At 59.6% G+C, this 20,569-nt stretch carries 23 protein-coding genes; 1 reads left to right on the top strand and 22 read right to left on the bottom strand.

From position 1 onward, the window contains the following. Positions 1-123 precede the first annotated feature (123 nt). The 14 genes from EWV35_RS13065 to EWV35_RS13000 form a co-directional block, all read right to left on the bottom strand. A complete protein-coding gene (locus EWV35_RS13065; protein ID WP_129662456.1) occupies positions 124-381 on the bottom strand; it encodes a hypothetical protein in 258 nt (85 codons plus the stop codon). A gap of 76 nt (positions 382-457) precedes the next feature. Beyond that, positions 458-814, bottom strand: coding sequence for a hypothetical protein (locus EWV35_RS13060; protein WP_129662455.1), 357 nt, complete (start codon positions 812-814; stop codon positions 458-460). Between the two features lie 23 nt (positions 815-837). Further along, complete coding sequence (locus EWV35_RS13055; protein WP_165168597.1) at positions 838-2,865, bottom strand: type IV secretion system DNA-binding domain-containing protein; 2,028 nt, start codon at positions 2,863-2,865, stop codon at positions 838-840. A gap of 140 nt (positions 2,866-3,005) precedes the next feature. Beyond that, entirely contained in the window at positions 3,006-3,725 is a 720-nt protein-coding gene (locus EWV35_RS13050) for a hypothetical protein (RefSeq protein WP_129662453.1), read from the bottom strand. Between the two features lie 375 nt (positions 3,726-4,100). After that, on the bottom strand, positions 4,101-5,579 hold the full coding sequence (locus EWV35_RS13045) for a hypothetical protein (RefSeq protein ID WP_129662452.1): 1,479 nt from the start codon (positions 5,577-5,579) through the stop codon (positions 4,101-4,103). A gap of 11 nt (positions 5,580-5,590) precedes the next feature. Next, on the bottom strand, positions 5,591-6,874 hold the full coding sequence (locus EWV35_RS13040) for a CHAP domain-containing protein (protein ID WP_129662451.1): 1,284 nt from the start codon (positions 6,872-6,874) through the stop codon (positions 5,591-5,593). 3 nt (positions 6,875-6,877) lie between these two features. Next, on the bottom strand, positions 6,878-7,633 hold the full coding sequence (locus EWV35_RS13035) for a hypothetical protein (RefSeq protein WP_129662450.1): 756 nt from the start codon (positions 7,631-7,633) through the stop codon (positions 6,878-6,880). After that, the gene (locus EWV35_RS13030; protein ID WP_129662449.1) at positions 7,630-9,843 is read right to left on the bottom strand and encodes a hypothetical protein; all 2,214 of its coding nucleotides are present in this window, start codon (positions 9,841-9,843) and stop codon (positions 7,630-7,632) included. Before EWV35_RS13030 ends, EWV35_RS13035 begins: the two co-directional genes overlap by 4 nt. After that, positions 9,836-10,300, bottom strand: coding sequence for a hypothetical protein (locus EWV35_RS13025; protein ID WP_129662448.1), 465 nt, complete (start codon positions 10,298-10,300; stop codon positions 9,836-9,838). Before EWV35_RS13025 ends, EWV35_RS13030 begins: the two co-directional genes overlap by 8 nt. Next, positions 10,297-12,873, bottom strand: a complete 2,577-nt coding sequence (locus EWV35_RS13020) for an ATP-binding protein (protein ID WP_129662447.1) — start codon at positions 12,871-12,873, stop codon at positions 10,297-10,299. The genes EWV35_RS13025 and EWV35_RS13020 overlap by 4 nt, the downstream gene beginning before the upstream one ends. Continuing rightward, complete coding sequence (locus EWV35_RS13015; RefSeq protein WP_129662446.1) at positions 12,873-13,502, bottom strand: hypothetical protein; 630 nt, start codon at positions 13,500-13,502, stop codon at positions 12,873-12,875. Before EWV35_RS13015 ends, EWV35_RS13020 begins: the two co-directional genes overlap by 1 nt. Positions 13,503-13,531: 29 nt before the next feature. After that, positions 13,532-13,750 (bottom strand): hypothetical protein, encoded by a 219-nt coding sequence (locus EWV35_RS13010; protein WP_129662445.1) that lies wholly within the window; start codon positions 13,748-13,750, stop codon positions 13,532-13,534. Next, positions 13,750-14,889, bottom strand: a complete 1,140-nt coding sequence (locus EWV35_RS13005; protein ID WP_129662444.1) for a conjugal transfer protein — start codon at positions 14,887-14,889, stop codon at positions 13,750-13,752. The genes EWV35_RS13010 and EWV35_RS13005 overlap by 1 nt, the downstream gene beginning before the upstream one ends. Continuing rightward, entirely contained in the window at positions 14,886-15,332 is a 447-nt protein-coding gene (locus EWV35_RS13000) for a single-stranded DNA-binding protein (RefSeq protein WP_165168595.1), read from the bottom strand. Before EWV35_RS13000 ends, EWV35_RS13005 begins: the two co-directional genes overlap by 4 nt. Positions 15,333-15,456: 124 nt before the next feature. On the opposite strand from EWV35_RS13000, the gene EWV35_RS13245 reads away from it, so the two are divergent. Then, positions 15,457-15,771, top strand: coding sequence for a winged helix-turn-helix domain-containing protein (locus EWV35_RS13245; protein ID WP_165168593.1), 315 nt, complete (start codon positions 15,457-15,459; stop codon positions 15,769-15,771). Between the two features lie 187 nt (positions 15,772-15,958). Here the strand turns inward: EWV35_RS13245 and EWV35_RS12990 are convergent, their stop codons facing one another. The 8 genes from EWV35_RS12990 to EWV35_RS12950 form a co-directional block, all read right to left on the bottom strand. After that, complete coding sequence (locus tag EWV35_RS12990) at positions 15,959-16,381, bottom strand: hypothetical protein (protein WP_129662441.1); 423 nt, start codon at positions 16,379-16,381, stop codon at positions 15,959-15,961. A 95-nt stretch (positions 16,382-16,476) separates the two neighbouring features. Then, positions 16,477-16,728, bottom strand: a complete 252-nt coding sequence (locus EWV35_RS12985) for a hypothetical protein (RefSeq protein ID WP_129662440.1) — start codon at positions 16,726-16,728, stop codon at positions 16,477-16,479. Continuing rightward, positions 16,725-17,321, bottom strand: a complete 597-nt coding sequence (locus tag EWV35_RS12980; protein WP_129662439.1) for a ParA family protein — start codon at positions 17,319-17,321, stop codon at positions 16,725-16,727. Before EWV35_RS12980 ends, EWV35_RS12985 begins: the two co-directional genes overlap by 4 nt. A 116-nt stretch (positions 17,322-17,437) precedes the next feature. Beyond that, positions 17,438-18,496: an aminotransferase-like domain-containing protein gene (locus tag EWV35_RS12975; protein ID WP_238654547.1), complete on the bottom strand. Its 1,059-nt coding sequence runs from the start codon at positions 18,494-18,496 to the stop codon at positions 17,438-17,440. A gap of 232 nt (positions 18,497-18,728) precedes the next feature. Continuing rightward, positions 18,729-18,914 carry a toxin-antitoxin system HicB family antitoxin gene (locus EWV35_RS12970; RefSeq protein WP_129662437.1) on the bottom strand — a complete coding sequence of 62 codons (186 nt, stop codon included), beginning with the start codon at positions 18,912-18,914 and terminating at the stop codon, positions 18,729-18,731. Between the two features lie 63 nt (positions 18,915-18,977). Beyond that, complete coding sequence (locus tag EWV35_RS12965) at positions 18,978-19,538, bottom strand: recombinase family protein (RefSeq protein WP_129662436.1); 561 nt, start codon at positions 19,536-19,538, stop codon at positions 18,978-18,980. Next, entirely contained in the window at positions 19,535-19,780 is a 246-nt protein-coding gene (locus EWV35_RS12960) for a hypothetical protein (RefSeq protein WP_129662435.1), read from the bottom strand. Before EWV35_RS12960 ends, EWV35_RS12965 begins: the two co-directional genes overlap by 4 nt. 459 nt (positions 19,781-20,239) lie before the next feature. Beyond that, the gene (locus EWV35_RS12950) at positions 20,240-20,488 is read right to left on the bottom strand and encodes a hypothetical protein (protein ID WP_129662433.1); all 249 of its coding nucleotides are present in this window, start codon (positions 20,486-20,488) and stop codon (positions 20,240-20,242) included. Between the last annotated feature and the right edge of the window lie 81 nt (positions 20,489-20,569).

Here is a 20,569-nt window from a genome sequence, read left to right as displayed (position 1 = left end):
TACTTTTAGTTTAGTCGAGGACAACCAAAACGGCAAGTCTTCGGCCGCATTTTTCTGCCGATTTTCGGACATGAAAAGGGGCCGGGGGATTACTCCCAGCCCCTCGCTCGACCGAGCGCGCCCTTATTCGGCCTCTCTGTCGCTGCCGTTCATCAGCGATTCCTCCGCAGCTTCTCGCGTCCAGATCAGTTCATCGCCTCGATCAGGCTTCTCTCTCATCTCGAAGCGCTCCCTCTTCTGCTCAACCACGGCCCCGCCTGGCTCATCAACGCTTCCTTTTGGCACTTCCGTACCCGCTTCGGTGAGCACGCACAGGCTGTCCCGCAGCGGTTCGCCCGTCGTCGCACGGAGCGAAGCGAGTACGACGGCGGAACGGGTCAAGCGCCGCGCTTGCGCCGGGGGTTAGCGGGGGGTGGCGGTAGCCCCCCGCGAACGCTTCCACATTGAGAACTGGCCGCTATTCGAGTCCCATCTCTGCTTCTTCATCAGGTCCAGAATGATGCACTTCCAGAGTGGCCACCATTGAGACGATGTAAGTCGTCGGATACCTCTCCGTGCCCTCAATTCGTGTGATTTCGTGATCGGTGCTCAACCACCGATTTTCGACCGAGTTTCCGCGCGCCGCCGCCTCGCGCGAATGGGTCATCGCGTTTTGAGACACCACAGAATGAAGGAGGTTCGTCGCCTCACTCATGGCTTGGGTAACCGTGGGACACTCCCCGGACACCGCCCAGCACGTGTAGGGGGTGACCACAACATCATTTGCGGTCCCGCCCATCTGGGATTCTGCATATTGGAAAAAGTCGTCACTCACGGTCTTGGTCCTTCCCGGTTGGATCAGTCGTACATCGGTGGCATGTCGTCATCTGCGGCATCATCGCCCCATTGCGGCTCGTCAGGCTTGCGTGTGGACGTTTGGGCGGCAGCCGCCGCCCAAACGTCCACCTTGGGCTTCTGAGGCCGCTCCTGCGGCCTCCGTGGCTCTTGGGGTGCCTCCTGGGTTGCCTCGTCGAGCGTCGGGACCACGGTTCCGGTTTCGTTCTCGTGCTCACGGGCTGGGGCCTCGATCTGCTTAGGTGCCGGTGTGGGCGTGGACTTTGACCGGTAAATTTTGACCTTTGCAGCGCGCCGGGGCATCTTTATCAGCACGATTGCTTCACCGGCATCTAGCCGTTTGATTTCGTTCGGGTGGAACGAAAATTGCTCGGTTTCGCGCAACGTCCCTTGGCCGCTGGCCTCGGACTGGGAGCCGAGGAAGTCCCTATCCTCGTAGGTCTGTAAGGTCTCTTTCCAGACGGTATCTGTGCCGATGTATCCGGCCAGCTCGTCGGCACCATCGTCCTGTTGGTGGATGATTTTCAAGCTCGTGTTGGTCATGACGTCGGCGCGGAAGTCATCGCCGAATTTCGCGGCCATAGCCGTGTATGCCTGCAACGTGAGAACCACGCATGCCCCCCATGCTCGCCCGCGTTCAAGGAGACTGGTCAGGCCAGTACCACCCAGCGCGCCGAACTCGTCGACGGTGAGCAGATTCATCCGCTTCGGATCTTCTTCGTCGGTGGCTCCGTGCCAGTTTTGTGCCGACAGTCGAGCCATGCACGACTTGTAATCGGAGATCGCTAGGTTGGCGATGTACTGACTGTCGATCAGGTCAACGGCGGCGTCGAGGTCGAACAAGACAATATCTCCGCCTCGGACGGCCTCGGCCAGGTCGAGGCCGCCGTCTTCCTCACTGAGCACCGCTCGGGCAGCGCCTTCGGCGATGTTAGCGAAGCGTGTACGGATACCGCCGACACCGCTTGCGGTGTCCTTGTCCTCTTTGATCTCGGCAAAGTAGTTCATCAGTTGCTCGGAGAGTTCGGCGTCACCGCCTGAGTGTGCGACCTCTTCCAGAACGGGCATACGCATAGCCCGGACCAGGTGAGCAATATCCATCTTCCACGGGCGGGCCTGTCCGCCTGCGGAATAGGTGGCACCGTTATTGACCAGCACCTCTAGAGCCTTCAGCGCGACGAGGGTGAACCGCATCGAGGTCGCGTAGTAGTGAGGTTCCGAGAACCCACCTTCCTGGGCGTTCGACTCGGCGTAGACGAGTAGGTCTCGCTTTTCTTCCACCGTGCCGTGTTTCATCGGGTTGTACGTCGTCGTAGCTCCGTGACCGTTCTGGGTGATCCGATGGAAGCGGCGTCCGGTTCGTTGCGCCAATTCCTGAAGGTACTTCGTCAGAGCAGGATCGGGTTTGAGGTTGATGTAGATCGTCCCGATGCGGTACGGCTTCACGACCTCACCCTCGGTGACCCCGCGCAGCAGTTGCCGCAGCGTGGTCGATTTACCCGACCCGGACGGGCCTGGAACGAAAATATGCCTCCGCAAATCTCCAATCGTGATCGGCAGCGGCTTCATCGTGTTTTCATCGACGCCGAGTTGGATGCGAACCTCATCCATGCTCTTAGGTTTCTGCCGCTCGATGATAGGTGACAGCTTCTCTGTGGCCTTCTTGACCTTCTTCGGCTTGACCGGCTTCGGTTTGGTCTGCTCGCGCCAGTCAGCCCGGTAACGCTCTCGCCGCCAGGCGATCACCGAACCGATCAACACAGCGCCAACAACGGCCACGGGCAGTTGCCCGAGTAACCATCCACGCCAGTGCGTGCCGATCAGATGAGCCAAGTCGGCCTTGATCGTCCCGATTCCATCCAACGAAGTCATGGTGTGGAGCAGGTCTACATACACGGCCGTGTATGCCTTCACCGCTCCTGCCACCAGCAACAAGAACAGGGCTACGGCGGATCCGAGGATGACATATCGCATACGCACGCGGCGTAGCCGCGTCAGCCCATACGTTGCCGGATAAGCAAGAAGAACCATCAGCGGATTCAAGACGGTAAACGCGGCAACACAAAAGCGTTTCCACGCTTCGGCGTCTAACCGAGAATCACCATTTTGGGAATAACCTTGCTGAGAGCCTGTCCCGCGCATCCGTACACGGGGGTTATTATTCGGCGCAGTCACGACATTTCACCCGATCCCTGTTCATCGTATAACTCAACTTGGATTTTCGGTTTTCCACCCACCAGGGGCATATTTGGGAAGCTCTCAGAACAGATACGTTGTAGCTGGGGGTAGGCGCGGTGCGAAGCATAATATTTCGCGGCGGATACCTTTTCAGAATTAAGCATCGTACTCACCAAAGAGTGCATACGCTGTCTATCCTTTTTCGTATGTTCATACTCAATATAAAAACGTCCACCAGGACCTACAGCAACCATATCAGGATAAACCCGAATAAACTTGCCAAATTTATACCGAGATAAGGCGAATTCCGGTTCCTCTCCGTCAGCTAATCGCATCGTATCCAGCCGTCGCATACCGGCTTCACCGTAAATTGAAAATTCCGGGGATCGCTGACGAAAATCAAGAGCAATATCTACCAAGATTCGGTCATGATCGAATTGCGACAACATAGGCCCTGCCCCACGAGAAGACCTCTCCGGCTCGATACCCAAAAAACGTAACCCATCATACGAAACCCAATATGCCTTACGTTGATCCCCGAGCGGAACAGACACCTGCACCAGACCCAACTTCACCAACACCTGCGCCCGACGAGCCGCCACCCTGTAACTCGACCCTAAGAACCGCTGCACCTGACCCAGCACCATAAACCGCCACTGCCCCATAAACTCCAACAGCTCTCGATCCCTGTCCATCACCGCCACACCCAACACCCCCAAAATCTAAACTTCCTACTACCTAAAAACTTCACTACAACCAACCTTCCACACCCTCCCCACACCCTCGACCTCTCTGCTTATACAACCGATTGTCTACCGATAAAGAACCCCGCCACCATGCTCCAAGCCGTAACCACAAACACCACCCACTTGATGAGGGACGAAGAGAGTGGGTGGTGTTTGTGGTGTAGGCGTCTCGTGGAGCATGGTGGCGGGGTTCCAGGTATACAATCGGTTGTATAAGCAGTGTACACCCTATTGTATAGGGTGTACCGGACTTGGTCGAGGGTGTGGGGAGGGTACGGGAGGGGTAAAACAATGACCCCACCGGGTACCCGGTGGGGTCATTGTTCGTTGTGGTCCGCAGGGTCACGGTTGCTCCGATGACACTTCGGCGGAGGTGGGGTCATCTTGAAGTCCGTCGATCACTGAGGCCGCCACGGCCAGCAGCTCATCTCGCATAGCCGGGGAGAGTCGGTCCCACTCGATCCGGTCTCCATCGGCCAGGGCTGGTTCAAAGGGAACGACGTGGACCGTCCGCACTACGGCCGCCAGGTGGGTCGTGATCCGGTCCATGCGAGTCTTGCGATCCTGACGCTGCTGAGCGGTCGTCCCGGCATGGGAATCAATGACAACAGCCACCGAATTTTTAACGACGTTGGAGTATCCAGCAGAATTGAGAGCGTCAATCGTCGAGGCAACCGTCTGAGCAGAATCATCGGCGTTCTCGCAGACCATCACGAATTCATCAGCCACCTCGGCGGCCGCCTGCCACGTGCTGGCATTCGAGGCGTTTCCGGTATCGACGATAATAAGTCGGTAAAAGGATCGCAGAATATTATGAAGTGACCGGAACCCGTTGCCGTCGATCACGGGTCGGTCGCTTCCCGAATCTTGGGAAGCGAGAAGATCAAACTTATTCGGCCCCTGGTGCCTAACGAAATTCACCAGTTCCGTCATCTGCCCGGACCCGGTGAAAAACTCCTGTTCGGCCAGCAGATCAATAGCTGTATTTCGGGTATTTGATTCCACGGGCGAACGATATGCCAAAGTACCTCGGTTCTCGTTGTTATCCCACGCGAGAACCATTCCACCGCGCACGCGCCCCAGAACAGACGACAGAAGATAGGTCATCGTCGTTTTCCCGGAACCTCCTTTGAGGTTAACCACCATTGCGGTTCGATGGGATCGTAAGCCCTGCTGGACTCGCTGCGTATTCTTTCGGATGGTCATTTCGTGCTGACCGGGGGAAAGGTTGAAACCGATCCGGTTAAGCATTCCGCGCCACCCTTCCTGCGCCGGTTTCACCGCGACCTCGGGGCGGGTCTGGTAGAAATCCTGAGCAGTCGGCACGCTCTGATCGACCGGCTGCGGCGAGCCAACGTCAGCCGGTTTCGGCTGAGTCGGCTCGGACTGAGCGGAAGCGGGAGTAGCCTTGGTGGGCTGCGGATCAGGAGCCTTGGTCGATCCAGTGGAGTTCGGTTCGACCGGGGGCAGTAAATCATCTTGCGGGTCATCGTCCCATTCGGGAATCTCTGCTGCCTTCGGAACATCCTGGACCTCGGGCGTCGGCTCATCATGAACCTTAGACTCGGGTGGGGCCTGTAGGGCCTGGGGGTCTGCCTCCTGGATGTTCTCTGCCGTTTCCATCGTGAAGGCTTCCTCCCCGGCGTTGACGATCACCGACACCGGATATGAGGGGGCCGCGTCTCGAACGAGCTGGATGAGCTGTGTGCGGGCATCGTCCAGGTCGTGGGCTGAGCTGGTGTGGCTGGTTCCGGCGACGGTGAGCGTGGCCTCGCTGTCGCTGATCGTGGCCTGAAGGATCAGGGCGGTTTTGGTAGTCATGGTTCCTCTCCTTAGAGCTTGTCCTTGTCCGGGGGGACCAAGAACGCGTTAGGTGCTTGCGGATCGTCCATCTTGACCGAGGGACGGTGGTCGTATTTGTGTCCTGGCGGCGCTAGACCGGCGTTGTTGTACTCGCTGATCTCGAAGGTGCCGTCGTCCTTTACGGCATCGACCCAGGCGACGTGTCCAGCAGGACCGATACCTTCGGCACCCTTTGCACCCCACCAGGCGACGGAATTCGCCGTAGGTTGGGTCGAAACCTTCCAGCCGCGCGCTTCCCAAGCAGAACGCCAGTTCTGACCGTCGCTGAGCTGGGTACCGTTGCCCCCCTTGGTGTTTCCGATGGGCCAGGAGGCAGGATCACCTTTGGCGCCGTAGTGCTCTGCGAGCTTCCACATGGCGTAGGAGGTGCATTCACCCTTATAGAATCCGGCTCCTTCCTCGGTATAGATGCCGGGTCCGGGAACATCTTTGAAGGGATAGGTGTCCTTGCCGCCGGGTGCTCCGCCGGGCTGGCCGGTGCCTGCTGTTCCGACGCAATTTCCGGCGGCCTCGGCCATGTTGTCGGCCTTGGTATCGGACGCGCCGGATTGCGCGCCTGCGCCGCCGTGAGTCTTGCCCTCTCGATTGACGTCGATGTTCGCTTCTTTCAGCAGCTTGTCCACGTATTCGATGCGTCCCTGCTGGGCGTAGTGACTCGGATCGGAGTTCTGCTGAATACGGTTGATGGCGATGGTTTCGGGCATGTCCTCCCATCCCGCGAGGTCAGCCAGGCCGCCGCCCTTCTCGTGAGGACCGAACAGGAATAGACGCGTGGCTTTCTTCGGGTCGAGTCGGTCTTGGAGGGAACCCCAGTTGTCTTGTTGCTGAAGGATTCCTTTCGAGGTGGTGGCCGAGCCGTCAGGGTTGGTGACACCGGCTCCTTCATCGCCGTGGCCAAGGTTTTCCAGGGTAGATTCGCCCATCGCGGCGATAGCCACGATGCGCGTTGTCTTGCCGCTGTATCCAGCTTCGGAGACGGCGGAGTCGATGTCTTGGAGGATCTTCTTCTGACTGGCGGTTTCGGAGGCGTTGCCGCCGGTCGTGGTCCCGGCGCTGGTGCTGGTGCCGGGGGCGTTGGACCCGACCTCGCCGCAATCGGCGCGGGCGGCGGTCCCGGTCGATCCTGCGGTGAACATGAGCACAACCAGGACCAGGACGCCGAACAACGCGCCGACCGCTGCGACGGGGACGAGGAACTTGCGCAAAGCCAGCTTGACGGCGAACCCCAGCGTGGCGCGGAAGAAATCGCCCATGATCTACTTCTTTCCGGTTACTGAGACCAGGTGGACGCTCTGGACCTTCCAGTCCTCACCGTCCTTGCCGGTGGTCAGCTCCCACTCTTGGGTGGTCTTCTGCCCGGAGGCGGACTGGACGGTCACGGTCGCGGTCTTGGACTTCTGCGTCGAGGTCGTGACGTCCTGCTTTGAAGTGGGGTTTCCGAACTTGACGTCACTGGATCGCGCAGGGGCCTTATCCGACATGAGGCCGTTGGCCTGGTAGGGATCAATGTCGGAGACGTCGATCCGGCTATACCGACTAACCCACTCGGAGACTTGATCGCCGTCCTCGGCCTTATCCCGAGTGTTGATCGCGGTCAGAAAGGCTTTCATCACGGAATCGGAGTTATGGGTATCGACCTCGGGCGCGGTAGCCTTCGGCAAGTTAACCGACGAATACGAAGGTTTGTTCTCCGACGAATCAGGGGCCTGCGGCCCGTAGCCGTCGACGACATCACTGGCGGATGCTGTGGACGTCGGCGCCGAGGATGAAGACGACGCCGGGGCCGGACCGCCCGAGGAAGAATCCTCGGAGCGGTCCGTGTCCGAGCAGCGCCACAAGATCAACGCCAGAATGGCCAGTACCACCAACAAGCCGAGAATCGGCTTCCATGCCCGAGACCGCGGCCGGTACTCGTCTTGCCGTCGCGGCCGCAAGTCCTCTTGCTGCACCGACTCGTGGGAGGTATCGGGAATCTTGTCGAAGGCTTCCAGGGGGTCGTGCTGCTGGCTCATCGGTTCTCACTTCCCTGTCGATCCCGGCGCTTAGCTGCGACGGTGCTTTGGTTGCGCGCTGGTGGTCCACCGCGCAATCCGGTGCGCTGGTCGACTTTCTGACTTTGAGCCTTCTCCTTGGCTTGGATCACCTGGGCGCGTCGCTGCTGACCGGCAGTACGTGCCGCCGTGGTGGTCTGCTGAGGCTGAGGCCGTGTTGCCGGAGGCTTAGGCCTGCTCATGCCGTCGTTAGAGCGCATGACCGGACTTTGCTGCGATTGACGCTTTTCTGCTGGCTGCACGGTCGCCGGTGTGCTGGGGTTCACCTTCGCTGGACGGGCCTTCGCAACACTGGAAACCGGCCGCGATGCCTCCGCGCGCTTGGCCGTCCTGGGGGCGGCCGCGTGGGCGGGGGTATGTGCAGGAGTCACAGAGGAATGAGCAGCAGAAACCGGGGCTGCCGCCGTCGCCGGTCGTGTCGATGCGGCACTTGATCCGGCCCGTGACGGGGTGGCGTTGGCCTTGGAGACCGGCTGCTGACCCGACGATTCTGCACGTGCCGCCGAACGCATCGAGGCCGACGGTGCCGCATGAGCCTGGGTAGCCGGATTTTTACTGGCCGTAGGTGACGGTGCGGCGGCACGGTTTGGCCGCGAGTTCATCCGCTGCGCCACGACATCATTATTGGCCGGACGGTTGCGCGTATTTCCGGCGGCGTCGCGGCCTGAACGGCCATTCCGGCCGCTTTGGCCTGGTGCGCCGTCTTTCGCGCGAGGTCCGCCGCGTCCTCCCATGCTGGTAAAGGAACGAACCATACGCCGGAAAGTCATGGCTTGCACGACTCGTGTCAACGTGCCCGCGCCGCCTGATGTGTCGGCCGCGTTGGAAACCAAGGAGTGAATGAGCTTGCGAAGTCCGACAGCGGCGAAGAGGATCAGCACTGCCAAAGCATATTGCTGATACCACTGCAAAGCTGTGTTCCCGAACAGGCTGATGATCGCGCCCAAGGAGACGGTCAGCAGCATAAGCGAGCCGATGCTACCCAACAGAGCACCTGCCAAGGCCAAGGCCCAGTTGGCTCCCCAACGTCTCGGGGCACCGGGGATCATGGCCATAGACAGGAACAGTGTCCCCATTACCAGCAAGAGAATCGCCTGGAACATGGCGATGACCGCCGAGAACACGAGCGTGGCCACGAGGAAGAGCAGTAAGGCCACGATGGCCAGGCTGACTAAGGCCATGCCGAGGCGTTGTCCCCAGTCTTCACCGTGAATCCATTTGCCGACTTTCCCGTCCTTACCGCCCAGGTCGGGGTCTTTGTAGATTTCCTTCTTGATAATGTCCTGGCGCTTCTTGTCGTCGGTTTCTTTGAGCATCTTCGGCCCGTACTTCTCGCAGGGGGCGGTAGACCCGAATTCGACCATGCACCATTGCGTGGCCACGCTGGCCCGCCAGACGGTATCGGCCGATTTGCGCGCAAAACCTTGGGTCGGGGTGTTCTGGGAGTAATCAGGGTTGCCCCACTCGAAGGGATGCGCGTACTGGCCTTCGGACTCGGGCATCAGCGAAGACACGAATTGTTGACCGCCGTTACGAACGGTCTCCATGCCTTTGACGTAGGTGGCCGGGTAGAGCACGAAACTTGTGGCGATGACGCCGATAATGCCGATCACCGCGAAGTCCTGGAGGCCGCCGCCGTTTTTCTTGCGGTTGGCCCAGGCCATGACGGCCGCGACGGCCAGGGCGGTCGGAAACAGCCAACCCATCGTTTCGCTGGCGGTTTTGCCGATTAGATCGGCCAGGTCGAAAGCGTCGTCGCCAGCATCAGATGAGCCGAGTAGCCAGGAGGTGATGACCACCAGTACCCAGGAGAGCTCGACGGTGGTCATGAAGACGGTGTTGACGAGGCCGTTGGCCATTTTCGGCCCGGCATTGACGGGGTTGTCGTCAATGCCGTCGTCGATCTTGTACTGATCGGCGCTGACGTCCTCCACGAGCGTTTTTCCGCCGCCGTGGGCGTAGTCCGGCATCGGGACGATGGTGGTGATGCCGGTGCCGGGATCGGAGTTATCGGCCGCGTTGGCGATGCCAGTTCCGCCGAGCATAATGGCGAAGAATACGATGAGAAAGGTCTTCGTCGCCCGTGAGCGTAGCCCGTGAGTCAGAACGTGCAGGGCGATGCCGACCGGGGAGTATCTGAGGATCGTCTTCAGGGTTGCGGTGCTAGCCATTGCAATCCGCTCCATCTGTGCTCGACAGCGCCCAGCACGCCGGGTCTGAGTGCTGCTGGTCCTCGGTCGAGATGTAGCCGACGTTGAGAACTTTCCAGTGGTCTTGGGACTTTTTCAGGCCGATTACGGTTTTACGTCCCTGCTGGTCGGGGATGACCACGGCGTATCCGTCACCGTCCCAGGCTTTCGTTTCGGAGATATCGGTGGGGTGTCCAGGCCACGGTTTCTCCTTGGCGTTGGCGCTGGAGGCGCAATCGGTCGAGGACATGTCCGAATCAGGGTGCGTTTCCTGGCACTGCTGTTCGTAGGTGCCGGTGGTGTAATCGCGGGCGACCTGTTCAGCGGCTTTGCGGTCCTTGTCCTGGTCCTGGCCGTCGTCGTGGGCGCTGCACCCGGCCAAGGCCAAGATGGCCACGGCGGCCGCCGTGCTGGCTCGGAATACGGTGGCGGTTCTCATGCGCTCATCCTTTCTTCCAGCTCGGCAGCGTCGAGCTGATCCTCGTAAAACCGTTCGCGGCGGATATCGGCGTCGGGGTTGGTGTTCAGTAGCACCCCTACTTCCTCGCTCGGGTAATCGAACTGGACGGTGGCCGTGTGCCCCAGACGGTCCTTGACCAGCGCGTGGCCTTTGCGAAGTTCCTCGGAACCGGGCTGATATGCCAGGGATTCGATCAAGCGCAACGTCTGTGGTGTCGGCTCCATCCCCAGCAACTCGGCGGCCGCGCGCTGCTGTTTCTCGGATAGGAACTGGAAGCACACGAAGGTGTTGATCTGCTCCACCAGGCCCTCGACGGCTGCGATAGAGGTACAGTCCTGGGAATCGAGCGCCTGCGAGGTGTTGAACGCGCGCCCCATACGGGCAATTTGATCGAGGAACGCCGCACCGCCGTAAGCATTGAGCAGGAGGTGAACCTCGGGAATGCCCACGATCTTGCGAACATCGCGCAGATGAGAAGCAGAGGTGACCGACATGGAATAAGTGGTCACACACTGGATCAGCCCGAGAGATCGACGGTGGGAAGCATCCCACTGAGCCGGGGCGATTTCGGCGCTGGGAAGGGTAAGGTTCGGCAGCTGAAGCAACCACAAACCCGGTCTCGTGGTCAGTGCGGAAGTGCCGGTTGGTTTGCCGAACAGGATGCCGCCGATGGAGTCTCGGGAGAGGTCTTCGAGGTATTCCCCGAAGGAAGCAATATCGGTATTGGCATCCTTTTTCATCCGCTGGATGAGTCCGTAAGTGGTCGGAACCTCGGATTCGGATTGCTCGATATTGGCATACCGAAGGGCTGCACCATTGGCGATTTCAACGTGACGCCGATCCATCGCTTGCAGCGCTAACACGCGCTGAATGGCCGCTGGGGCCTCGGCCGGTTCCAAGACTCGGAAGAGGTCGAACGCTCCGGTGTGTTCGGACCCAATACGGATCACATCGGACTCGATTCCGAACCGTTGGCACAGGGTCACCACACCCGAGAGATCGCCTTTGTAGTCCTGCATGATGCCGAACGCTTCCTTGGGTCCGCGCAGAATCTCCGAAATCATCATCAAGGCCATTGCCGTTGACTTGCCGACACCGGATTTTCCGGTGATCGCGGTGGTGGTCGATTCTGCTCTCTCGCCGCCTGCCATGATCGAAACACGGAACGGGCTAGTGGTAGTGCCGGTGGAATATCCGCTCATCCCGCCGGTGCGGTCACCGACTTTTGATCCTGCCCAGAAGAAAGATCCCCAGAACCCGACGTCGGTTTGGGTTTGCCCGAGGTCGGTCACCCGCAGAGTGTCACCCGGCAGCATCTCTAACCAGAGGTCACGCTGCTCGTCTTCGCCGCGTCCAACGCTGATCCCGAGATCGGCGTAGTGAGCGATCAGCGCGTCAATGTTCTCGTCCAGATCGTCCTTGCTGGTGGCCGTGGCCACCAGTCGGGGATGCTGAGTAACCAACGTGGTGCTTGAATTTTTCAACTCAATCAGCAGATTTTCGTTATCGGTCTCGGCGTCCTCAATATCGGGAGGAATCTCCCCAGCTGAGTGCTTTTCAGCGGAGCGGCGTTGCTCTTTGGCCTGTTTCCTGGCTTCATCGACCACCTTCATCGCACGAGCCTTGGGAAGTACTTGGAACCTGACCGAGGCATCTGCGAAGACCGGCACGTCGTCGTAACGCATCTCGCCATTCTCATCGACGCCGACCTCGCCCAGGCGAGTCACCGCCGAGAGAGTCCGCAGCCATTCGGGATCGCCGGGAACCTCGATCTGCTCGGGGAAATCGAAAATGGGAAGGATCGCGACATAGGTGGCGACTTCTCCGGCTTCGTCGTAAAGACGAAGGTGGTCCGGGTAGGGCAGTACTTTGGATGCGGTCAACTGTGCCAGTTGCGCTCCGGCGATTTGCCCGCTGCGCGGAATGGGGTCTTTGGCCCTGGCGGTCTCGCGCGAAATCATCCAAGCGATTTTTTCGGCCGGAGCCAACCGGGCGTGCAGCGCGCAACGTTGCAACGTGCGCATGATCCGCCGCGCGTCCTGGTAATACTCGACCAGTTGGTCCTCGGAGAGGCGGTCCGGGTGCTCCCCCAGCGCAGAATCAATCCCGCGCTTAACCTGTTCACTGCGGATGCTGCCCTTGACGTTGAGCGTCACGCCAAGCATCAAATGACGCTTGGGCAGGCCGAGGTCTTCGAGGCGGTTAGCCCACAGCCTGGCCCACTGCTCGCCATCTCCGAGGCCGCCGTCGTAGAGGTCTTTGACGGACTCGTAATATTCCTCGCCGGAGACGTTGGACCACATTAGTTTCAGGTGGCAAGCACGGTTTCCCAATGCCTTCGTCGCGGCGGTCTTGACCTCATCGAGGCTGGCAAGCTTCTGGTCATCCGTGGCCGTGTCCAAGTTCGCGGTATCCAGGTCGAACCACGCTTCGGTGCGGGTGTCGGTGACCAGCAGGCCTTCTGCAATGGAGTGATAGTGAACGGGTGGGGTTTTACGGGCCTCATCAAATCCGACCAGTGAGGACAGTTTTTTGAATGGGTTGAGCTTCATCAGTGCTGGGCCTTCCTGTGGTTCTTCGTCTGGTGACGTTCCGCGATGCGAACTAACTCGTCCGTCGAGTAGATGTAGGCGCGCGGCTGAAGGTGGATCGGCTGGCCGATGGTCTCCATGTCGCTTTGACGACCGGAGAACCGGGATAACCAGGACATGCCGGGCGCGGTAGCGAAGTGATCCCAGTTAACGTGACCGGATTTCGTGGCCCATTCGGGCCGGTTGATCGCCTCGCAGATTCGCTGATATTGAAACCGCACCACGGCCGGTAGCGTCTCGTTCTTCGTGCCCTTACGCGCTCCGAGGCGGATCACGGGTCGGTGGCCGGTGAACATGTACCGCAGGTTCATCAGCCCCATCGTGAGCTTCATGCGGCGGGGATTGCGCTCGGACTCTTGGACCCCCAACGTCAGCAGCAGAATCGGCGGTGCCAGGTAGAGAAACATAGTCTGCTTAAGCGGCGGACCAAAGATCGCCCAGCACAGACCGGCCCAAATAGGGAAGGCGACCAGTCCTAACAACAGATCACGACGCCGTGGCCCCTCGCCTAAGTCAAGGCCCAAGAACTCGTGTTGTCGTGTCTCGATGTGCAGCTGCTTGGTGACATTGCGGCCCGTATAGGTGCTCATGACGGACTCCTTGCCGTAAGTCAGGGTGGTTAGAAGAGGTTGCCGAAAATCATTCCGGCAAGGCGCTTCATCAGCCCGACCGCGCCGTCAGAGTCGTAGACGATGTAAGCGACGATCAGACCCAACACGGCGTTGGTCATCATGTCTCCGTACTCCCGCTTCATCCAGGCTCCGATCATCCTCACCGCCAAAATCACGATGAAGATGTTGCCGAGGATCACGAGTAGCCAGTCTTTGAAATCACCCATTAGAGCGTTCCTTCCATTTTCGATACCATCCAGCGATCGGTTGATCCGCTGGAAACTTTTTGGAGCGTGACCGTGTAGGTCTGCTCGGATTTGCTGCCGCCTGCGACGTCCCAGTCGACAACCGCCGTCGCGGTGCGAGTGTCCCCATCACCGCGATGAACCGTCCAGGTCTTCAGGCTCGGGTTTTCGAGATACCCGTCGACGCCGGTGATGTGTGAACCGGGGGCGGTGATGGATTCAAGATCCTTGCCGGTGGCGTATGCGCTGAAGAATTTTTGTGCGTCACCCTTGGTCGAGTCGGCAAGGCCGGTGTCTTCGGTGACGTCTTCGTTCCGGTCATCTGCGGCAATCGGATCGGGGATACCAACGATTCCCGGCACCCCATAGACCGTCGAGCCGTCGTTGTTGGCCTTGACAGTCACGTCCAGGGCGACTTTCTGCGTGTCTGAGGCTTTATCGCCCTTGTAAGGGGTGACGTCCACGAGCACGGTCACCCGAGCGTGCTCCGAATCCAGAGCGTTCAAACGGATCGCGTGAGCATTGTCTGCCGACTGTTTGCCCTTGCCGTTCCATCCCAGTTGCCCGGAGGTGGACTGATCCACGTTGCCGGAGTAGAAAGGACGCATCTGTGAGATGCGCTGATCCGGTGATTTCTCGTCCCAGGTGAGGTACGCGGCCGCGAACTCTTCGGCGGTGCCGGATGCCTGTTGCTGGGGGAATTTGGCCTCGGCCGGGAGGCTAGGGGCCTTGGGCTGGTTCGCGGGACCAAAGATCGCGGTACGCAACCCGACCAGGAGAAACAGTCCCAGCAAGACGATTACGGTCCAGCGAAGAAGGGACTTGTAGAAAGGGCGTTTTTTCGCGGGTACCGGACTCCACCCATGCACCGATCTACTCGATGCGGTGGACGTCGATTCATCTTCATTGGCCGGCGTCTTCGCCCTTTGAGCCGCTGCGGCCCATTTGGATCCGGATTCCGTATTGGTCCGAGTCTCACTGGCCGGGGAGGGCTGTGGCTTTTTGCCGCTCTTGCGGGACAGAACCTCCTTCAGCGACGGTTCTTCGTCGTCGGGGAGGTTCAGCACGAGGGCCTTGGTCTTCTTCCATACCTTCAGCCACGGACTGCGCTGTTGGTTCACAGCGGGTTTCCTCCTTCGGGGTCGTCCTGCTCGGTATCGGACTGGTTGTTCTGGGTCTCAGGTTCGGACTCGGGTTCATTCTCGGTCTGCTCGGCCTTGCCTTCGTGGGTTGAGCTGGCTTGGGCGGCGACGTTAATTCCAGCGGCTTCGAGGACCACATAACGGGCCGTGCGACGTTCGCCATCCTTGGTCTCGTAGGACCGTTCTCGCCACGAACCAAAGACAATGACCGGCGTTCCCTTACCCCAGTCGGAGATGGCCTCGGCCAACGGCCCCCAGGCTTCAGCCCACAACCAGTAGGTCTCGGACTGCTGCCACTCCCCCGCGCTGTCGCGATAGCTGTCGTTGCAACCGATGCGTAGGCGCGTGACGGAACGGTTGTCTTTGAGCTGCTGCGTTTCGGCATCTTTGCCGAGGTATCCGGTGAATGTTGCGGGGATCATCGGTAGGTTCCTTCCTGTGGAGCGGCGGTGCCGCCGGTATTTGTACATAGTCTATCCCATAAACGGATCATGTACCATAACCAGTGTTGGACGTAATTGGTATGTGAGAATCAATAATGGAGGCATGGCTTTGAAAGTGCGTATTCCCGAGCAATCGGACGAGGTGGACCTCGCCGTCGAGGTGTTCTCTTCTAACGTCCGAGTCGGAATCGTTCGGATGCTCCGCAAGGGCCTGTCGACGCGCACGGAGGTTGCGGATGCACTGGGGATCGCACCGAATACCATCAGTCCAAACGTGAAGTTTCTGGCGGATCACGGACTGGTTCACACGGAGTGGGTGGCCGGTAAGACCGGCAGGCCGGTCGTATACCGGCTGGATAACAGCGCGGTGGATCGGTTGCAGACGGTGCTTTCGGATTACTTGAACGGGCGCGAGTAGGGGCATCTGCTGCCCCTAGAACCCTGGCACCAAGGGGGGCCTTGGAACCCAGCCCTGCGGCACGGCTCGCAAGCTACGCCGTACCGCAGGATTATTCGGTGTGGTGACGTTGGACTGTAGTTCTGTCATCGGGGGTGAGCCTCACAGGTAGCACGCGATCTGCTGGACTAACGACAGTGATTGCGTGTCATGCGGTGTTGTCGTTGGGTGCGGCACCTTCAGGGGTTTCGAGTGATTGACCTTCGACCCGAGAAAGCATGACCAGGGCGTGTGTCACCCACGCTTTGGCAAGGAACTGCTGGGTGTCCAAGGTGCGTTGCTGCCGGAACTCAACGTAGGCGTCTTCGTACCATTCTTTGAGGCGGCGGAGGTCTTCGTCACTGAAGGCTTCAAGCACCTTGGGACCCCACTTATCATAGTCCGGACCCCATTGGGTCTCGACGTAAGTATCCGCAAGCCTGCCTTCAAGGGCCTGCAAGCGGGCGATCTCGGACTTGGGATACGCCTTGCCGGTTGGCGGCGTGGAACGACGATGCCCTTGGGGTCTTAGTTGCCATGCAAGGACTGCCATAAGTACCAGAATTGCGAACCACGTGAACCACGATGGCATGAGATCATTCCCTTCTGGGATGTAAAACTGGGATTCCGTAAAGACGCTTTCCCAGGTACACACGTTGCCGGGTTTACAGTTGCACAGGTTTACATCTATGAGTGGTCTTCAGTCGTTCCGTAGGTTTTCATCACTGCTGAAGTCACCAGCTCCCCCATTGGAGTCCGCGTTCGGCCTTTGAGCATGAGCAAGGTCAAGTAGGCTTCCTCGGAGATTTCGACGGTGACCTTTTGCTTCGAGGCTTTGGCGGGCTGGTGATCCTTGTAGACGTTGCCCAGGGTCGGCTCGGCCGGTGCGCTTGAGGTGCTGGGCTTATTGCGGCGGCTCAGCGGGTTTCCATTGGTCATTGATTGATTCCTTTCATAATGTCCAGTAGCTCATCTGCGATAAACGCGAAGGTGCCAAGTTCTGCCGGGCGCGCGTACACCTGGCGGCTGTAAAGCGTGAGGTCTCGCGGCTCCCCGTCGAACAGGGGGACTTCCTCGGCAATGAGAGCATCGCGGGCTTGATCTAAGAGCGTCGTGCGCTCCTTGCCCCGGTTAAGCAGAACTATTGCTGGGGTGGCTCCCAAGTTATCGAGAGTCGTCCACATCTGATCCATGTCCATCATGCCGGGCACGGTTGGCATGATGACCAGATCAGCGCGCTTGACCGCTTCAGTCTGGACCGACTCACCTCCTGGTGGAGTATCAATCAGAACGAAGTCGGTAGCGGGCTTGCCTGCTCTCAGCGTTTGCACGTTCATCGGTTTCACCTCGAACGGCAGGGGCGCGCCGTCCTCGGCCGCCCGTGCAGCCCACTTGCTGGCACTGCCCTGAACGTCGGCGTCCCATACCTCCACGGAATGTCCTCGTCGGGTAAGTGCGGTGGATAAGAAGACCGTGGTCAGTGTCTTTCCGGAACCGCCTTTGGTACTGAGAAGCGTGATGATCTGTGTCATACCGATAACCTTACTGTAAAAATGGAAACATGTACATACGTAAAGCTGTATAAATAGAAAACCATAAAGCTGTAAACATGGGTTGCTGTAGGGGAGGATGCTCTAAGTCGTCGCCCTCACCTCCGTTCGGCGCGACGTCGTGCGAGAAGCTGCCGAACTTTGGCCCTGCCCGGCCCGGCAGGCGATTGACTTTGAATCGCCTCGAAGCGTCGACGCGAGGCAACGGCCACGGCCTCGGCACGCCGCTGCGCGGCGGCCTGGTCACGCTCGGCCTGACGGCGCTGGCTGATCGAGCGGATAGGCTCGCCCTCGCGCTTCCAGGCCGCGAGGCGATAACGCATCCAGGTTTCGGCCCGAATGAATCCGGATTCGCTGTACCAGTGACGGTCTCCGGTAGGGGACCAGTCCAGGGCGTGCACGATGTCTCCGACATTCCATCCGGCCAGGATGAAATCTCGAATCTCGGCCGCGACAGCAGCGGTAGAAGCGTCACGAGCACGCAAGACATGAACTTGGACGTTCAAACTCAACTCCCAGATCACTTGCCTTTGGGCACTTCGCCGCCACAGCCTGGTCCTAGGCTCCATCGATGCATGAAGTGACCAAGAACTTCCTGGTCGTTGGTCATAAAGGTGAGCGAAGGCGGCGCGCGAAGCGCGCTGCAAAGATTCAATTCCGGCCGCGTAGCGGCTCGATTTGGGGGAACTTTCGCGCGCGCACGCGCGTAGGTGTTTTTTTAACCCTCCTACGGGGTCCGGGGTCTCATTTCCATCCACAACCACCGCATCATGTGCTTCGGGTTCCTGCTGTCCCTGGGCGAGAGGGGTCATCAGCGCGTAGACCGGGGCCTCGTTCTTGGTGCGTCCAGTGGCCCTCGGGGTGTGCGCGGCGGAGCGGCCACGGGCGACGGTGGTCAAGAGTCCGGCGGCGTGAAGCTCGGCGTAGAGACGAGCGACCGTCGCACGGCTGACATCGAGGAAGGCTGCGGTAGCGGTCCAGGTCGTGTAGAGCGTGCGTGTGCGTGGGTCGTCGACGGCGGCCAGGTAGTCGATGAATCGACGGCGCAGATTGTAGGCGTCGGTGCGACGTCCTGCGACTTCGAGCCAGGTGATCGCGTGACGTCGCCAGTCCATGACGGTTCGGCGTGGCCGGTGGCCCTCGGGGATTGCGGCCATCAGTGCCCAGGGCTTGCGTTCGTGCTCGACGCGGACGCGACGTGTCTGTGAGGGTAAAAGATCACGTGGGGGGGTGGCACGGGTGCGGTGTGATGTTGCTACACTAGACACAGAAGCCCCCTTGTGGGGTGTACATATAGAACCTCCAGGTTCGTGATAAATCCCGATCTGTTTGGCGACGTCGCGGGATTTAGTCTTGGGAGCGGGCGACCTTCACAGGTCGCCCGCTTTTCTATGTTGTTTTCTGCTCGGGTAGCTCGTGGCCAGGAATACCCAACTCACCAGCGATGACTGAGACCAACCAGGCGGTTTTCGTTACGTCCGCTTCTTCGGCACGTCTCGCGGCCGCCCGATGCAGCGCAGGACTCATGCGTAAGGTCATCGCCTGAGTCTCACCGTCGCGCTGTTTCGTGGCCATGCTCCTTACTCTATCGTCTGGTATCAGATTCTGAAAGTCTCCTGCGTGATGAGCGTGTCTGGGCTATTCCCCGGCCCGTGTTCGGTCTCTTAAGCGCGTGATCGTCCAGCGGGAGACGCCCAGTAGTCGAGCGACCTCAACGACCGGCATACCTGCCGCGAGGGCTGAGAGGGCGCTGTCCTGCTGTTCAGGAGATAAAGCCGGCTTTCGGCCGCCGACACGGCCACGTGATTTGGCCGCGTCCAGACCCTCGCGCGTACGCGCGAGAATGGTCTCGCGTTCCCACTGCGCCAACGCCAAAATTACGGTCAGGACCAGACGACCGGCCGGGGTGGCGGTGTCGAGGTCTATATCTTGGGCCTGGACTCGGATTCCGCGTTCGTCCAGTTCGCGCAAAGTCGCGAGCGTATCGAGGACCGTTCGGCCAAGTCTATCGAGGCGAGTCACGATCACGACGTCGCCCTCGCGTGCGAACGTGATGACCTCATCGAGGCCCGGTCGCTTGGCCTTCGCGCCGCTGGCGACATCGGAAAAGATGCGTTCACAGCCCACGGCCTCCAAGGCGTCTGTTTGGGCGCGTAAAGACTGGTCAGAGGTGCTGACGCGCGCGTATCCGATCTTCACCGCGCTTGCAGCTCCATGATTGCTGTCGCAAATGACCGCCCCTCGGATGACTCTTCCAGTGTGTGGCTCAAAGAAACTACGGAGACGGAGAACGTCTCTCCGGCCGCAAAATCGCGAATCTGGTGTGCGAAACCATCGCGGGAATCATTAATCATCTGCCCTAAATCGCGCATCGTATCGGCCGGATCGGCGTGCACCTCGGTAACTACGGTTAGGGCGGTGCTAACAGGGTGTTCCAACATATCGTGTGCTCCTTAGCGTGCGGAATCGGTCGTTTTTGCTACTACTGGGGATCGCGGCAACTTCGGGCCTTCAGGGCGCTACATGGAGTAGCAGAACTTAGGGCTAAATTGAGCGTAGCAGAATCAAGACACGTTTAAAGGTTGTGCTACTTCTTCGGGTAGCGCCCCGGACGGCGGGTTGCCCATTCAGCTTGCCAGCGGTCGATGGTCTCCGGCGTCCAGCCGGAGATGTCGCCTATTTGGGCATCTGGTAGCGGCATACCCCGCTTTCCTAACGCCTGCACGGAGATACCGCATCGGGCGGCCGCTTCCTTCCTGCTGAGGAACCTTTGAGGTGGCGTAGTAGTCTGGGACATTGCCCGTCCTTTCGGGTGTTGGCCCCGGTGTTCTGCCCCCGCATATGCGGGTTCACCGGGGCCTTTATCGTGATAGGGGCCGATGGCCCGGCCCCTATGATGATTATTCGGCGGCAGCCGCATCGAGATACCGACGAATCTCCGCCTCCTCGTAAAAGGCGAGTCGCTCCAGGCGACCAAGATCATCTTCAGCCTCTCCGTAGTATCCATCGGAGACCATATCGAGGTCGTAATCATAAATTTCAACGGTCAGTTCGCCCACGAACCACCGAACCGACGTCTCACCTTCACGGTTATAAATAACCTCGTGCGGGTGAGTCATGCTGTCCGCGATCTGCTGGATACGCTCCATGATTCTTGTCCTTTCGGTTTTCGGGGGTTCTGCCTCCCCCCTTGCTGTACTTTTAGTTTAGTCGAGGACAACCAAAACGGC

It is taken from the genome of Rothia uropygialis (genome assembly GCF_004137765.1).
Lineage (GTDB): Bacteria > Actinomycetota > Actinomycetes > Actinomycetales > Micrococcaceae > Rothia.
Note: the sequence above shows the minus strand (reverse complement) of the source record. Positions and strands in the feature narration are given on the sequence as shown.

What these genes read in the sequence shown, in the direction of transcription:
- EWV35_RS13055 (WP_165168597.1), bottom strand. Translation starts at nt 2,865, where the DNA reads ATGGTTCTTCTTGCTTATCCGGCAACGTATGGGCTGACGCGGCTACGC.
- EWV35_RS13045 (WP_129662452.1), bottom strand. Translation starts at nt 5,579, where the DNA reads ATGACTACCAAAACCGCCCTGATCCTTCAGGCCACGATCAGCGACAGC.
- EWV35_RS13040 (WP_129662451.1), bottom strand. Translation starts at nt 6,874, where the DNA reads ATGGGCGATTTCTTCCGCGCCACGCTGGGGTTCGCCGTCAAGCTGGCT.
- EWV35_RS13035 (WP_129662450.1), bottom strand. Translation starts at nt 7,633, where the DNA reads ATGAGCCAGCAGCACGACCCCCTGGAAGCCTTCGACAAGATTCCCGAT.
- EWV35_RS13030 (WP_129662449.1), bottom strand. Translation starts at nt 9,843, where the DNA reads ATGGCTAGCACCGCAACCCTGAAGACGATCCTCAGATACTCCCCGGTC.
- EWV35_RS13025 (WP_129662448.1), bottom strand. Translation starts at nt 10,300, where the DNA reads ATGAGAACCGCCACCGTATTCCGAGCCAGCACGGCGGCCGCCGTGGCC.
- EWV35_RS13020 (WP_129662447.1), bottom strand. Translation starts at nt 12,873, where the DNA reads ATGAAGCTCAACCCATTCAAAAAACTGTCCTCACTGGTCGGATTTGAT.
- EWV35_RS13015 (WP_129662446.1), bottom strand. Translation starts at nt 13,502, where the DNA reads ATGAGCACCTATACGGGCCGCAATGTCACCAAGCAGCTGCACATCGAG.
- EWV35_RS13010 (WP_129662445.1), bottom strand. Translation starts at nt 13,750, where the DNA reads ATGGGTGATTTCAAAGACTGGCTACTCGTGATCCTCGGCAACATCTTC.
- EWV35_RS13000 (WP_165168595.1), bottom strand. Translation starts at nt 15,332, where the DNA reads ATGATCCCCGCAACATTCACCGGATACCTCGGCAAAGATGCCGAAACG.
- EWV35_RS13245 (WP_165168593.1), top strand. Translation starts at nt 15,457, where the DNA reads ATGGCTTTGAAAGTGCGTATTCCCGAGCAATCGGACGAGGTGGACCTC.
- EWV35_RS12990 (WP_129662441.1), bottom strand. Translation starts at nt 16,381, where the DNA reads ATGCCATCGTGGTTCACGTGGTTCGCAATTCTGGTACTTATGGCAGTC.
- EWV35_RS12985 (WP_129662440.1), bottom strand. Translation starts at nt 16,728, where the DNA reads ATGACCAATGGAAACCCGCTGAGCCGCCGCAATAAGCCCAGCACCTCA.
- EWV35_RS12980 (WP_129662439.1), bottom strand. Translation starts at nt 17,321, where the DNA reads ATGACACAGATCATCACGCTTCTCAGTACCAAAGGCGGTTCCGGAAAG.
- EWV35_RS12975 (WP_238654547.1), bottom strand. Translation starts at nt 18,496, where the DNA reads ATGGCCGCAATCCCCGAGGGCCACCGGCCACGCCGAACCGTCATGGAC.
- EWV35_RS12970 (WP_129662437.1), bottom strand. Translation starts at nt 18,914, where the DNA reads ATGGCCACGAAACAGCGCGACGGTGAGACTCAGGCGATGACCTTACGC.
- EWV35_RS12960 (WP_129662435.1), bottom strand. Translation starts at nt 19,780, where the DNA reads ATGTTGGAACACCCTGTTAGCACCGCCCTAACCGTAGTTACCGAGGTG.
- EWV35_RS12950 (WP_129662433.1), bottom strand. Translation starts at nt 20,488, where the DNA reads ATGGAGCGTATCCAGCAGATCGCGGACAGCATGACTCACCCGCACGAG.